This is a genomic window from Coleofasciculus sp. G1-WW12-02, assembly GCF_040219735.1.
Classification (GTDB): domain Bacteria; phylum Cyanobacteriota; class Cyanobacteriia; order Cyanobacteriales; family Coleofasciculaceae; genus Coleofasciculus.
The window spans coordinates 13649-27218 of the sequence record NZ_JAVJRX010000012.1; the positions used below are offsets into that span (position 1 = coordinate 13649).

The 13570-nt window shown below is 44.3% G+C and carries 11 protein-coding genes; 3 read left to right on the forward strand and 8 right to left on the reverse strand.

Going from position 1 to position 13570, the window contains the following annotated elements; genetic code table 11:
* Positions 1-23: 23 nt before the first annotated feature.
* From RID09_RS01550 to selD, 5 genes are all read right to left on the reverse strand, one after another.
* Positions 24-638, reverse strand: a complete 615-nt coding sequence (locus tag RID09_RS01550; RefSeq protein ID WP_446334194.1) for a hypothetical protein — start codon at positions 636-638, stop codon at positions 24-26.
* Between the two features lie 4 nt (positions 639-642).
* Positions 643-774 (reverse strand): hypothetical protein, encoded by a 132-nt coding sequence (locus tag RID09_RS01555; protein ID WP_446334243.1) that lies wholly within the window; start codon positions 772-774, stop codon positions 643-645.
* Positions 775-777: 3 nt separating this feature from the next.
* The gene (locus tag RID09_RS01560; RefSeq protein WP_446334195.1) at positions 778-1134 is read right to left on the reverse strand and encodes a hypothetical protein; all 357 of its coding nucleotides are present in this window, start codon (positions 1132-1134) and stop codon (positions 778-780) included.
* A gap of 144 nt (positions 1135-1278) precedes the next feature.
* Positions 1279-1458 carry a hypothetical protein gene (locus RID09_RS01565; RefSeq protein ID WP_446334196.1) on the reverse strand — a complete coding sequence of 60 codons (180 nt, stop codon included), beginning with the start codon at positions 1456-1458 and terminating at the stop codon, positions 1279-1281.
* A gap of 257 nt (positions 1459-1715) precedes the next feature.
* Positions 1716-3998 carry a selenide, water dikinase SelD gene (selD, locus tag RID09_RS01570; protein ID WP_446334197.1) on the reverse strand — a complete coding sequence of 761 codons (2283 nt, stop codon included), beginning with the start codon at positions 3996-3998 and terminating at the stop codon, positions 1716-1718.
* A gap of 336 nt (positions 3999-4334) precedes the next feature.
* On the opposite strand from selD, the gene RID09_RS01575 reads away from it, so the two are divergent.
* Both RID09_RS01575 and RID09_RS01580 read left to right on the forward strand, forming a co-directional pair.
* Entirely contained in the window at positions 4335-5726 is a 1392-nt protein-coding gene (locus tag RID09_RS01575) for a PEP-CTERM sorting domain-containing protein (protein WP_446334198.1), read from the forward strand.
* Positions 5727-5828: 102 nt separating this feature from the next.
* Positions 5829-6491, forward strand: a complete 663-nt coding sequence (locus RID09_RS01580; RefSeq protein WP_446334199.1) for an HAD family hydrolase — start codon at positions 5829-5831, stop codon at positions 6489-6491.
* A 38-nt stretch (positions 6492-6529) separates the two neighbouring features.
* Here the strand turns inward: RID09_RS01580 and RID09_RS01585 are convergent, their stop codons facing one another.
* From RID09_RS01585 to RID09_RS01595, 3 genes are all read right to left on the reverse strand, one after another.
* On the reverse strand, positions 6530-8365 hold the full coding sequence (locus RID09_RS01585; RefSeq protein WP_446334200.1) for a vWA domain-containing protein: 1836 nt from the start codon (positions 8363-8365) through the stop codon (positions 6530-6532).
* Between the two features lie 181 nt (positions 8366-8546).
* Positions 8547-10787 (reverse strand): caspase family protein, encoded by a 2241-nt coding sequence (locus tag RID09_RS01590; RefSeq protein ID WP_446334201.1) that lies wholly within the window; start codon positions 10785-10787, stop codon positions 8547-8549.
* Between the two features lie 595 nt (positions 10788-11382).
* On the reverse strand, positions 11383-12243 hold the full coding sequence (locus RID09_RS01595) for an EamA family transporter (RefSeq protein ID WP_446334202.1): 861 nt from the start codon (positions 12241-12243) through the stop codon (positions 11383-11385).
* 222 nt (positions 12244-12465) lie between these two features.
* Between RID09_RS01595 and RID09_RS01600 the strand changes: the two genes are divergently transcribed.
* Positions 12466-13569, forward strand: a complete 1104-nt coding sequence (locus tag RID09_RS01600) for a TRAP transporter substrate-binding protein (protein ID WP_446334203.1) — start codon at positions 12466-12468, stop codon at positions 13567-13569.
* Position 13570 lies beyond the last annotated feature (1 nt).

Sequence of the window (13570 nt, forward strand, 5' to 3'; positions counted from 1 at the left end):
AAAAACAGTTCACTTATTCTTTGTTAATTATTGCTGATTTTTTCGATAAAATCAACGGCTCCTTTCGGGGATAATAGTTTGCAGTAGTGTTTATAGCTCAAAGCCTCAAAGAATAAGTTACCCGTTCTTAAATAGGGAGTTTCTAAAAGATAGGATTTGTTGTCACGCTTTTGAAAAACCAGTTCAGAATAAGACCAGGATAATCCGGTTGCCTTTTGAGTTTCTTTATAATTGATCGTAATATCGGCAGCTTGATAGGCATTTTTGATGCGATCATCGACATAGTTGTACGCCCAGTTTAACGCCAGTTCGTTCATTTTGGAGATAGATTGATGCTCCCCTAGAGAGCGAAACCCTAGATTAGCCGCATCGATGGGATGAGCGGTATTGATTTTGCACCAAACCTGTTCGTAATTAGCGTTAACCTCATTCACTGAAGGAAAATATGTGCTGGTGTAGATTTTGCCATTTTCCACCGTTGGCTTACTTTCCAGAAACTTGTCCAAACGGGTGTAGATAGTATTGACGACATTATTTGAATTAATCGCGTCGCGATGATAGTTTTCTATTATCCGTTGAACGTAGATACACCAGTTGCTTCTGGCTTCTTCAAGAGTGGATGCTTTAATTTTAGGCATAGAGTTAACGCCAATACTGCAAGGTACTACGCGCCCACGCCCTCACCGCGACACCTGCTAATCCTAACGCGGCGCGTTTATCCCCGGTTGCGGTTTGACAAGCACTGAGTACCAATAATAATGTGCCAAATGCCATTCCTTATCTCAACAAACGATTAACCAAGGAGGTGACTGAGTTAACCAGCCATATAATCGAGCCAGCGAGGAAAATGTTCTCCCGCAATTCTCTGCGATTAACCCCATAGCTGGAACGACGCCCACTACCTGCACCATCGCGCTCTAAATCATAAATAATTTTCTCCGCGTACCACCGATCTGACTTTCCGGGATATTTCATTTGCGCCTGAGCCAGCAGTCGTTTAGCTAAACCTTTGTTCCCTTTTACGGCTTTGAGTAAATGGGGGTCTATCCCTTCATTATTCTGGGAATCGCGCCAGATCAAAAACACCATCACACCAATCAACGCCAGCAGTGCGATCGCGAAGGGCAGTTTCATTGATTTAACCTTGAATGATGGATATTCCAGTTATTCTATCCGCTAATTTTCTACACTGCCAAGCTAAAAATATTTAGAAATATTAACGGCATATTTCCCATCTCTAGGGCTTAAGTTGACGAACCCGAAAAACTGTAGCATTAGCTACCAAAAAATCATTGAGACTTGGCGCGATCGCACTACTCCCTGAAGTGTAATCGTTTTTCCATCAGAAAGCAGTTCACTCAAAATCTCAACTTGAGAACGATTCTCTACAATGGCTAACGTTTCAATCGCCTCACCAATCAGAGTCACATAATCCCCTAGATTGCTTTTTAGGGGCATTCACAAATTGACAATGGATAATGAACAATGGATAATGACCTCTCCTTAAAAGAAGAGGATTGAAATCAAGGAAAACCTTTTTTAATTTCTTCGTAAACGAAGAGGTCTTAGACCCAATTAATCAATTGTCAATTATCAATTATTAATTATCCATTGATCAAATTCGGGTTAGCCACCCCCTTGATAATTTAGTCCGCGTAGGCGGACTTTGTTTGTGTAGCAGCGACTTCTAGTCGCCATGGCAAAAAGGGGGTTTCTTATAAGAATCTCAATGGTGGAGCGCCTGAACTAGCTGAAATTACCTGACCAATAATACAACTTTGTTTATATCCTAATTCTTGCAAAACTTTCTCACAGTTTACCGCTTGATCCTCCGGAATTGTTGCCAATAACCCGCCAGAGGTTTGCGGATCAAAAAGCACTGGATAATTGGCGCGATCGCAAATCTCTTCTTGATTGCTGATAAACCTTGCAGCTTGTACATTCTGGGGATACAGCGAACTGACAATTCCCTGTTCCACAAGTTCCGTCACCCCCTCCAGGATGGGAATTTTATCCCACTCTAATTCCACCGCCACTCCCGATGCTTGCACCATTTCTACCAAATGTCCCACGCATCCAAACCCAGTCACATCGGTACAAGCGGTAACACCATGATCCCTAAATACTTTAACCGCTTCCTGATTCGATAACAGCATCGACTCAACCGCCTGATCAATCCAGCGCCCTTTTGCCTGTAAACGCTTATGAGCAGCAAATAATATCCCGGTTCCTAAACCTTTAGTGAGAATTAACTGATCACCCGGTTTCATTCCACTTTTTTTAAGGATTTGCTGAGGATATACTAACCCATTACAGGATAAACCAAACGTTAATTCTGCCCCTTCTGTTGTATGTCCTCCCACCAAAGGTGCTTGTACTTGAGAGAGTACCTTCATCGCCCCCGATAATAATTGATAGAGGGTTTCCTCCTGTTTTTCTGCTGTTCCATAAGGAACCGTTACCATTGCTAAAACACTCTGAGGCGTCGCACCCATGGCAAATAAATCGCTGAGACAGTGATGGGTGCTAATTTGTCCAAAGATAAAGGGATCATTGATTAAGGTACGAAAATAATCAATTGTTTGCACTAATAGTTTATCGGCGGGAACTTTGATCACCGCTGCATCATCTGGCGTTCCCAATCCGAGAATAATATCCTCTGGCGTGGGGAAAGGATACTCATCCTGCAACCGTTTTAACACTCGTTCTAGGGTAGTGCTACCCACTTTAGAACCACATCCGGCGCAATACATGGGTGGGGTGTTTTCCGGCTTCTTTAGAAGGGTAGATTTCGTCAAGTTTTGGGTTTTATCCGGGAGATTCTTCCCAGGTGTCATTGCTGGCAAATCCCTAAATTGCCTCATAAACTTGCGATCAATATGATCCTTCCAACGCCATAGTAGTCGAGAGTGCCAGCCAAAGGAACCCCAGGATGCGATCGCGCCGCCATCACCGGTTCCAATTAAACTCAAATACCGCCGTTGGGGTTGATAAGGATTTAGTGCTTTTCCCTGTAAAAAGCGACGCAAATTTCCGACTAAAGGCTTCCCTTGACGCACCGCAAATACCCCAGCTTTAGGGCGAGGATGATTCACCATGGTGGCGATATCACCGGCGGCAAAAATATGAGGATGAGAGAGGGATTGTAACGTATCGCTAACTGAAATAAAACCCTTGGAATTGGTATGAATTCCTGATTCAGCTATCCAACTGGGCGCAGCGGCTTGGGTTACCCAGAAGCTGTAATCGCAATCGACAACTAAACCTGACTCACAGCAAATTTTATCTGGCAATATCTGAGAAACGGTTTCCCCTAGATGTACCTGAATTCCCCGCTTCTTTAGCAGCTTTTGAACATATCGCTGCACCCAGGAATTATGACCGGGTAATAGTTGCTTTCCCCGATGAAACAAATGGATTTTTACAGAGGTGCTATAGCGCGTCTCTACATCATTAATACGCCGTTGCATCGTCATTGCCAGTTCCACGCCACCTGCACCACCGCCAACAATTCCTAAACTCAGAGATTGCTGAGGATGTTGGCTAATTGTTTCGATTATTTGATTCCACCGCGTTAGAAATTGGGGAACGGGTTTGGCGGGAATCGCGTAGTTAGCTACGCCAGGAATCGATTCTTTCGCCGGGGTACTTCCAATATCAATGGATAAGACATCAAAGGCAACGGGAGGACGATTTGCACAGATAACTTTATTCGAGTTTAAATCCAAACCTACGGCTTTATCAATATATAATTGAGCGCCAGCAAATTGGGCAAGGCGTCGCAAATCAATATGACATTCATCAAAGGTATAAAACCCAGCCACATGACCCGGTAACATCCCGGAATAGGGTGTATAAGAAACATTGGTAATCAGGGTCAAGCGCACTCCGGGCAAGGGATTCATCCCCAACATCCGCAGTGCGATCGCGTGGCTATGACCGCCGCCAATCAGGACTAAGTCTTTGTCCTTTGTCCTTTGTCCTTTGTCCTTTGTCATTGGTCAGGGGTTGACACTTATATGCCTAATTTAACATAGTTAAGTTTCTTTAGACTAACCCATTTATAATTATTGGCTTTGATTTGATTATCCTAATAGTAGGTTAGACCCTTGGAACGCGACCCAATAATAGCTAGGTTTAGCTCGTTGGGTTTCAATCCGTTCAACCCAACCTACAACAGTAACTATGTTCCTATATTTAGGTTTGCTCAAACAAATACTTCATCCAATATTTATATTCATCTAATTTTTATAAAGTTTCAATGAAGTCAGAGACGAAGGATTCACTACACTTATATAATTTTGCTTACCTAGAGTCTTATTTCATGCCAACAAATGCTCAATCGTTCCAATCTATTACTCGGTAGTCTAACCTCCCTAATTGTATCCTTAATTTTCACTTCTCCAGCCGCTGCCGTTCAACTGACCGGACGTGCTATTCTTGGGGCAGATACATTCGCCCCAGGTCCCACCTCAGGACAACAAAGTTCTATCCCTTTTACCGATCAACAACCCGTGCAGGGCTTTTCGGCTGTTTTACCGGGACCCAAACCCGGAACCTTTCGGGTTATGGTAGATAACGGTTTTGGCAGTAAAAGCGATTCGGCTGACTTTCTGCTGCGGGTTTATGCCGTCGAACCCGATTTTACCACAGGTCAAGTTTTCCCGGTTAATTTCCAAACGGGCGAACGACTGACTCGCTTTAGCAATGAAAGTTTTTTACAGTTAAATGATGGGAACAATCAGATAGATTTTCCAATTATTGCCGAACAATCCTTTTATCCAGAAACCACCATTCCTGTAGACCCAAATGTTCAATCCAATCGCTGGTTAACTGGTGCTGATTTTGACATCGAATCCTTCCGTCAAGCGAGTGATGGAACCTACTGGTTTGGTGATGAATTTGGTCCCTTTCTCTTTCATGTTTCGGCAGAGGGTCAAGTTCTGGATGCGCCAATTCCACTGCCCAATTTTCTGGGTTTTGGTGATAACCCCCTAGTTCAATCTCCTGATAATCCCCAATTGGATGGTACAGCCAATTTGCGGGGTTCCCAAGGATTTGAAGGGCTGGCACTTAATAGCAGTGGCACCAAACTCTACGCTATGTTAGAAGGGGCATTGCAACCTGATGATCAACGCGATCGCCTGCTGATTAATGAGTTTGATTTAGCTAGCCAACAGTATACAGGTAAAACGTTTTTCTATCAACGAGATCCCCAAGGTCGAGCGATTGGTGACTTGACGGCAATTAATGATCATGAATTTCTGGTCATTGAGCGCGATAACAGGCAAGGTGATCCTAATAATCCTGAATTTACTAGACCTGCTGAATTTAAGCGCATTTACAAAATCGACATCAATCAGTTAGATAGTGAGGGTTTTGTCCAAAAAGAATTATTAGTGGATTTGCTGAATATCCCCGATCCCAATAATATCGGGGGTAATGGCACAACAAATGGAGTATTTACCTTTCCCTTTGTGACGATTGAGAATGTATTACCTGTGGATGAGAAAACCCTACTGGTGATTAACGATAATAACTACCCATTTTCCCAGGGGCGTATTCCTGGCAAACCAGATAATAATGAATTCATCCTTGTCCAACTCGATCAACCCTTAAATCTTGCTCCGTCTCAGGCTACCCCTGTACCTGAACCGATGACTATTTTGGGTTCGGCTGTGGCGTTTGGTTTTGGTGTCTTATTTAAATCTAAAAAAAGGCAGTAACTGTTCATTGTGTATTTTAATATCCAACTTATCTCTCTCAGGCTAGATTGATTTTCCCGAATCCCAACGGCATAATGAAGAGAAACAAAAGGAGAAACTGTAATGCCCAAGGCGATTATTTTTGATGTAGACGGCACTTTAGTTGATTCCGTTGATCTGCACGCTCAGGCGTGGGTTGAAGCGTTTAAACAGTTTGGCTATGACGTGCCTTACGATAAAGTCCGTCATCAAATCGGTAAGGGAAGTGAGCATATCATTCCTATATTTATTCCCCAAGAGGAGTTTGAACGCATCGGCGAGGATATTGCAAATTATCGCAAAGAATTCTATCAAGAAAACCTCCTATCCCAAGTGCGTCCATTTGAGGGAGTGCGCCAACTATTTGAACGCCTCAAATTAGATGGCAAAAAAGTTGTCGTGGCGTCTTCAGCTAGAACAAAAACCCTTACTCACTACAAAAAACTATTAGAGATTGAAGATTTAGTAGACGGCGCAACCTCTAGAGACGATGCTGAAAAGTCAAAACCCGATCCCGATATCTTTCAAGCCGCATTAGATAAGCTCGATGGAGTGACTCCCCAAGACGCGATTGTGGTGGGTGATAGTCCTTATGATGCTGAAGCCGCCTGTAAAATTAACCTAGATGTTATTGGCGTACTTTGCGGTGGTTTCTCAGAAGCCGAGTTAAAAGAAGCCGGCTGTATGAAAGTCTATCAAAATCCTGCGGATTTACTCGCTAACTATCATCAGTCTCCTTTGGCTTAATCTCAGTAAATTCTTAATCATCGATCTCACCCCAACAACTACTGAACCAATTTACGAATTTTCCCATAGGCAATATAAGAACCTCCCTGGGGATTTTCCTTAACCTCATCAACCACATATAATAGTCCTTCCTCTCGAATCGTGCGAGGAAAACGGATGTTGTAGTCGGGATTATAGCCATCAGAAACCACTCTGGCTCGTAGTTTTTTCCCATCCTTCACACATTGAACCAAAACCCCATCCCCCACCGTATCTGTGGTTTCTAAATCAGCCGCTGTTCCTTGGGCTTTAGCGGTTTGTAATTCTTTCCCTGGGCGGGCTGTTTTTTGGGTAAATTTTGTTTCTTCTCCGGGTTTAACCAGGCGGCGAATGTTTCCTGAAGCGCGATAAAACGTACTATTAGCGGATAGGGTAATTTCATCTACGATATAGGTGACACCCTGTTCGCGGATACGGCGAGGAAACTGCACATTTAAATCAGGATTGTACCCCTCAGAAATGACCCGCACTCGGAGTTTACCACCCGCCCGTTCACATTTAACTAAAACACCACCGTCTGGATCAGTCGTCACCTCTAACCCACTGGCTGCGCCTGTTGTAATTCCGCGTAATTTTAAGTCTTCGCGATCGCGGGTTTTGGTTTGATAGGATTGATCGCGCATTTCTTTGCGGATTGCCCGATCAAATCGCCGATTTTCTAGACATTGGGCATAGTAGTCCAGTTGGGCAATTTCTTCAGCAATTTCAAAGAATTCGTCTAATGTCTTGCCTTTGAGTTCCTCGATAGTTTCCCGCAGTTTAGCCACTGCTTGTTGAAAGTCTCCCTTATCCGCCAGGGAAACGGCTTCATCTTTTAATTTAGCAATTCTTAACTGAGACGTTTGTTCCAAAACCTTAGGATCGGGTTGGATGTTTTTGGCTTGTTCTTCTGAACCGACGTTTAAGGTAATAGAAAACTGATTGCTAATGTCTTTGATACTTCCTGCAACAATCGTTTGATAGTCATACGTCACAGTAGCAATCGCCCTCATTCCAGATTTTGATTGCGGGGAAATCGTTAAGGGAATCGCTAAGGGCTTTTGTTCAACGCCATACACATCACCCAAGAAAACCTCTACCGTATTACCCGCCTGGGAAAAGCGATAGTTATTTAAAATCTCCCCAACTTCAACAAACTCTTCCGGCTGTAGCCTCACCCTCAGATTTTGCGCCACAACTGAAACCAAACTTTCCATCTCAATTTCAAACACTTGAGAGGCGTCGTCTGGAGACTGAATGAAATAGAAATTCCCCCTGGCTGCATTGGCTATGTTAATCAGTAAATCTTCATTAAAATTATTACCAAACCCCAAAGTTGTGGTCACAATATTCGCTTCGGCTTTTTCTTGTGCTGTCTTCGTCAGCACTTGTGGATCTTGAATCCCATAATTTGCCAATCCATCGGTTAAGAGTAAGACTCGATTAATTCGTTCCGGACTTTGGTGGGATTGAACTTGACGACATCCCAACAACCACCCGCCACTTAAGTTGGTGCAGCCCCCTGCCCGAATTTTACCAATTTTTGTTTTAATGGCGGCTTTATCGCTAACTAATTCTGGGGGAATAATCACCTCGGCGGTATCATCGTAAATCACCACCGAAACAAAGTCATCGGTGGTGAGATGATCGATAAGATTTTGTGCGGCTTTAATCGCATATCGCAGGGGTTCTCCCGCCATTGAACCCGAACGATCTAAGACTAAGCTGAGATTGAGCGGACGACGAGATGATTTCTCCTGATTTGACTCAGATCCTTGAAAGCTAATCAGTAAGTCTACAGTCGAGGGACTCTCTGCTGCAATTAAAGATTGACTGAGGGTGTAGCTGGCTTTCATATAGACCGATTGAAGGATTTAGACGGCATTGTTTTATTTTAGCTTAATTAATGTCAACAACTAAAAAATCCTTGTCATGGGAGCATCTTGCTGGCTACCCATTCCCAACTTAAAGGGGTGACAGCTTAAGGAAATGATATCAGGGCGTAGAGACGTTCCGCCGGAACATCTCTACCGTTGTTCAATCCGTTTCATCCTCGTCATTGTCATCAAAGAAACCGGGCGGCGGTGGAATATCCGGAACGATTTGAATCGTCATTCCTTGTTCAAACATACAAGAATCTATATCCTCATCGTCTAAGATTACCTGCCTATGCGCCCAAGCCAGACGTTGATCGGGAAGTTCAATTTCTACCCAGCCGCCTTTAGTTTGTTTCCCAGTTATCGATACTTGTTCTCTAGTGAGATAGGTGATGATATTCTCTCGAAATGATGCCGGATCAGAGCGTACATTTCCTGTGACAATAACTGAACAAGCCGGAGATTCTGGCGATGCTTCCGGTTCTGGAGAGGGAGACGGTGAGGGACTAGAATTAGTCTCCTTTGGGGATTCTGTCGCTGTGGGAGAAGTTGTTGGTGAGGATACAACGGTATCCGTTGAATCGGTTAACGGTTGTACTGAAGCACGATTAAATAAACTAATCAGTAGAACTACTGTCGCTAAACCGCCGCCAATTCCTAGCCAAAGTAGGAGTTTTTTAGGGGATTTGGAAACCGTCGGTTCAGGATTTAAGAAATTGTTGAGATTTGATGATAATTGGACGCCAGAAGTGGGAGGGGTTTCCGGTTCCTCTGGCGTTTGCATATACCATTCGGGGATAGAATCGGGTTTTATGGAGTGTCGAGCGGGTTGATCGCCATTGGCTACCGTCGATTCTGTCGTGGGTTGAGGATGAATAGACTCAGGAGGGGATGGGGGCGCGATCGCACTCTGGTGGTGTTGGGGTGAAACCTCTTTCGGTGTGGAGCCTGGAAGAGGTGGTGCGGTGGGAGCAACCGATTGAGTGGGTGGGAAGTTATCCTCGGCTTGGGGTGAAACCTCCACAGGTACAGAGACTGAGATAGTGGGTGTGGTGGGAGCAACCGATTGAGTGGGTGGGAAGTTATCCTCGGCTTGAGATGACACCTCCACAGGTACAGAGGCTGAGACAGGTGGTGCTGTGGGAGCAACCGATTGAGTGGGTGGGAAGTTATCCCCGGATGGGGGTAACTCCTCCCTGGGTGTGGATTCCTCTTTTTGATCCAGAATGAGTGGGGAGGAAATCCGACTCAGATACGCTCTAATTTCGGCTCCCCCTGTTCCCTCCGCTTCCCGATTATTGGCGGGATTCCCTGGGGGAGTTTCCCGGGGTTGCTTTTGTGATACGATTAACTCTTCAATGCCTTTAATATCTTGATCTCTCAATCCTAAAGACTGTTGCAAATCTTTTAGGAGTTTACGAGACTTGGAATTGAGTGAATTGTCGGCTCGGAATACTTCCCGAAATGCTTGCTTGTATCGCTGTAATTTTTCCTGGTACTCCCGATAGGGGGTTAAGACTTGTGCTTCTATCGCGGCACAATCTGATGGGGTAAGCTGTAGACTCTGTGCTAATGTATCAAGAGCTGAACGACCGCCGACAGAAATTTCACCCGCTCTAATCCAACGTTGTGCTTCTTTGCGATACTTCAGGGTGAGGCGATTTAGAGGAACTTGACTCAGTGCGATCGCTTGGTAGGGTTCGCTAGCATATAACCTAGGTTTTAAAGCGGGAGCAACGATTTTAAGCTGCTGATAAACATAGTCATGAAGTTCCCTAACACAAATCCAATCATCATGATTGCGATCAGCGATTCCCGTTGCTAGTCCCTCGACTAAATAACGAGTGTAATCTGAGGGTTGAGAGAGTTCTGATTGGTTGAAATAGGGAATGGAACTAAAACAGCTCAGCAGCGCCCACTTTTCACCCGCCAGTTGCTCTTTGAGCCCGACTTCATTATAGTCGTTTGTGTTTATCTCCCAATCCAGAATATTGCTACAGTAACCATCGATGATCACGATATTCTGCGGACAAGGACTATGCTTAAGTATATCCTGGATTAAACTAGCCGGAACAACGGTTGCCTTAACTAATTCTTTTTGGGAATGATCATCAGTCATGCGAGTGGCAGTGATGCCAGTGCCTAAATATAGGGTATCATTATAATCTTGAATACATTGACCCGAAAAAAACAACAACACGATATCTTCCTCTGAACGCTGGGAAAATAACGTTTCCATGGTTTCCCTCATCACGGGAGGATTCGGATTGATGAGCGTTTTTATCTCGTCAAAAGAATACTGCAAAACTCGTTGCATCGCTTCAACAGCGTTAACGGCTCCGGGTACGGGATGAAAACCATAACCGTACTCACTTACCCCAATCAGCAATGCTATTTTCACAACTGGCGATTCCCTAGACTGCTACAACGTTTTGTGCTGCCTAAATTACTACCATCAAGATTTTATTCGGCAACTTGTGATCCTAAGTTTAGATTCACTGGTTCCACGAGAGCGGTTGTACATTTTATCTGCTATATTCATGGGTTTTTGCCCTTATTGCGGAATCAATTAACCACGTCCCCACGCGGCAAAAACCAGGATATCAAGGCAGATATTTAAATGTGTGTTAGCTTAGACCCTTGATGGTTGTCGTTGAGTACACCCTGTTTAAACCTTTACTTCTGTTCTATCCGGCTAGACAGGCAGGTATCTACCGAGATTCTATTTTCTTTGGTCTATTTACAAACCTATACATTGATCGTAAACTATATTTTTATTTGTGGCTACCATCGCTTTTTTTCTTCTCTCTAGAGTTTGTGGCAATTTGATAGCCAGCATCAAATCCCCCCCCAAATACTGATGCATTAGTTACATGTTTCCAGACATTTACCAGGTATCCTGGCAGGGGGCATCTTATTTTATCGGAATGAACTTCGCCGAATAGAGAGACTCCGAAGACAGAAAGGCAGAGTGAATCGACTCAATTAATTGTTGCTCAGAGTGTAATGAACACAACCCCGACAATCATAATTGCTGCGCCGATTGACCGTTCTTTTATACCTTCTTCATGAAAAATAAAATGTCCCAGGAGTACACTGAAGAAAACACTAATGCGCTTGATGGAAATGACATGAGCGACTATTGTCATATCAATCGCCTGCATTTGGAAGAGGAGAGCCATAGCGTGAAAGAGTCCAATAGGTATCAAGGGGATTAAATTTTGGGGGATTTGCTTTAAGTGATTGTAAGCCTTATACAGCAGGATCGGTGTCATCGCTGTGGCAATAAACGAATAGTTTGCGATCGCCCAAAAAGTTGGTGAAGAATTTTGCACTCCAATCTTGTCAACATTGGCGGTAATACTCCAAATAAATGCCACCAGGAGCATCAGCTTTGGTCCCTTTTCCCGGAAGAGAGATTTAAAGGGATCAAAGTAACCCTGCTCTTTTTCATTCAACTTTAAAGTATAAGACCCTGCTACGATCAAAACTATGCCGATGGCATCCATGACCGTAGGATATTCTTGGACAATCAGGGGAGAAGTGGCTAGCAGAAACAGGGGGGTGAACGTAATTAAAGGAACCGTTATTGATAAATCGGCAACCTTGATCGCTTTAATATATAAAATGATCGCAATGACATTGAGACTACCACTAACAAGTAAGGCAACTCCAAAGTGATTTCCTAGATCAGGGATGTCAATAAAAAATAAAATAGGCAGCAACAAGGGAAGCGTAAAAGTAATTAATGACCACGACACAACATAAACATTGATGGTTTTTAAGCCATGCTTGCTGGTGACATCCAAGAGCGATGTGAAAATAGCGGTTAGGATAGCAAAGACAAACCAAGTCATGGGCAATTTAAGTTTTATAAATAACTACAATTTATAAAACTTGTCATTTTTTGATGTATAACTTAGGGCTGATGACTTTTTAGAGACATTGTCCCCAACTTCTCTACCGGGTGACTAGCTCTGATAGAATCAGGGTTTGCAGATAGAAAGTATCCCAGATTCCCAAAATCCCAAGGACAGGCTGGGGAAATCACTAATCAATTTGGTGCAACGGGCAAAATCATGAAACGCAGAAAATTTGTCGGGAATGCTGTCATTGGTGCAACGGGCACCGCCGCCTTAGGGGGTTGTCGCCAAACTACCACCAGTTCAGTGGCACAAAGTGGTAGCCAACCTAGAATTCGATGGCGCATGGCAACGAGTTGGCCCAAATCTTTGGATACTATTTTTGGCGGCGCCCAAACCATGAGTCAGCGTGTGAGTGAAATGACGAATGGACGTTTCACGATTACGCCCTTTGCAGCGGGTGAGATTGTACCGGGATTGCAGGTGCTAGATGCGGTACAAACCGGAACCGTGCAATGTGGTCATACCGCTAGCTATTATTACATTGGCAAAAATCCCGCCTTGGCGTTTGGCACTACTGTTCCCTTTGGTTTAGACGCCCAACAACAGAATGCCTGGTTATATCACGGCGGTGGTTTAGAGGCGATGCACAAGCTTTATAGTGACTTCGGCGTGATTAGCTTTCCGGCTGGGAATACGGGGACTCAGATGGGCGGCTGGTTTAAGCGAGAAGTCAACTCGGTGGCGGAACTCAAGGGATTGACCATGCGTATCCCTGGGTTAGGAGGTGACGTGATGTCTCGGTTAGGGGTCAACGCACAAGTCTTACCCGGTGGTGAGATTTACCTCGCACTAGAACGGGGGGCGATTGACGCGGCTGAATGGGTAGGTCCCTATGATGATGAGAAGCTAGGCTTGCATCAAGCGGCTCAACTCTACTACTATCCCGGCTGGTGGGAACCCGGAGCGACCTTAGAAGTACAGGTGAATAAGGCAGAATGGGATAAATTGCCCAAAGAGTATCAGGAAGTCTTCAAAACGGCAGCGATGGACGCCAACCTGAATATGCTGGCACAGTATGACGCCTTAAATCAACAAGCCCTGGGAAAACTGCTGGACACTGGCACAAAGCTAATGCCCTATTCTCCAGAGATTATGCAGGCGGCTCAGAAGGCATCCTTTGAGATATATGAGGAAAATGCAGCCCAAGATAGTACCTTTAAAGAGGTTTACGAGCAGTGGAAGGGCTTTCGCGAACAGATTTACCGATGGCACCAGGTCAATCAACTCAGTTTTTCTAATTTTGTGATGGCGAATTAGG

Bases quoted from the DNA above. Each gene is read 5' to 3' on its own strand.
- RID09_RS01565 (WP_446334196.1), bottom strand. From the start codon at position 1,458: ATGCCCCTAAAAAGCAATCTAGGGGATTATGTGACTCTGATTGGTGAG.
- RID09_RS01580 (WP_446334199.1), top strand. From the start codon at position 5,829: ATGCCCAAGGCGATTATTTTTGATGTAGACGGCACTTTAGTTGATTCC.
- selD (WP_446334197.1), bottom strand. From the start codon at position 3,998: ATGACAAAGGACAAAGGACAAAGGACAAAGGACAAAGACTTAGTCCTG.
- RID09_RS01555 (WP_446334243.1), bottom strand. From the start codon at position 774: ATGGCATTTGGCACATTATTATTGGTACTCAGTGCTTGTCAAACCGCA.
- RID09_RS01600 (WP_446334203.1), top strand. From the start codon at position 12,466: ATGAAACGCAGAAAATTTGTCGGGAATGCTGTCATTGGTGCAACGGGC.
- RID09_RS01550 (WP_446334194.1), bottom strand. From the start codon at position 638: ATGCCTAAAATTAAAGCATCCACTCTTGAAGAAGCCAGAAGCAACTGG.
- RID09_RS01595 (WP_446334202.1), bottom strand. From the start codon at position 12,243: ATGACTTGGTTTGTCTTTGCTATCCTAACCGCTATTTTCACATCGCTC.
- RID09_RS01585 (WP_446334200.1), bottom strand. From the start codon at position 8,365: ATGAAAGCCAGCTACACCCTCAGTCAATCTTTAATTGCAGCAGAGAGT.
- RID09_RS01575 (WP_446334198.1), top strand. From the start codon at position 4,335: ATGCTCAATCGTTCCAATCTATTACTCGGTAGTCTAACCTCCCTAATT.
- RID09_RS01560 (WP_446334195.1), bottom strand. From the start codon at position 1,134: ATGAAACTGCCCTTCGCGATCGCACTGCTGGCGTTGATTGGTGTGATG.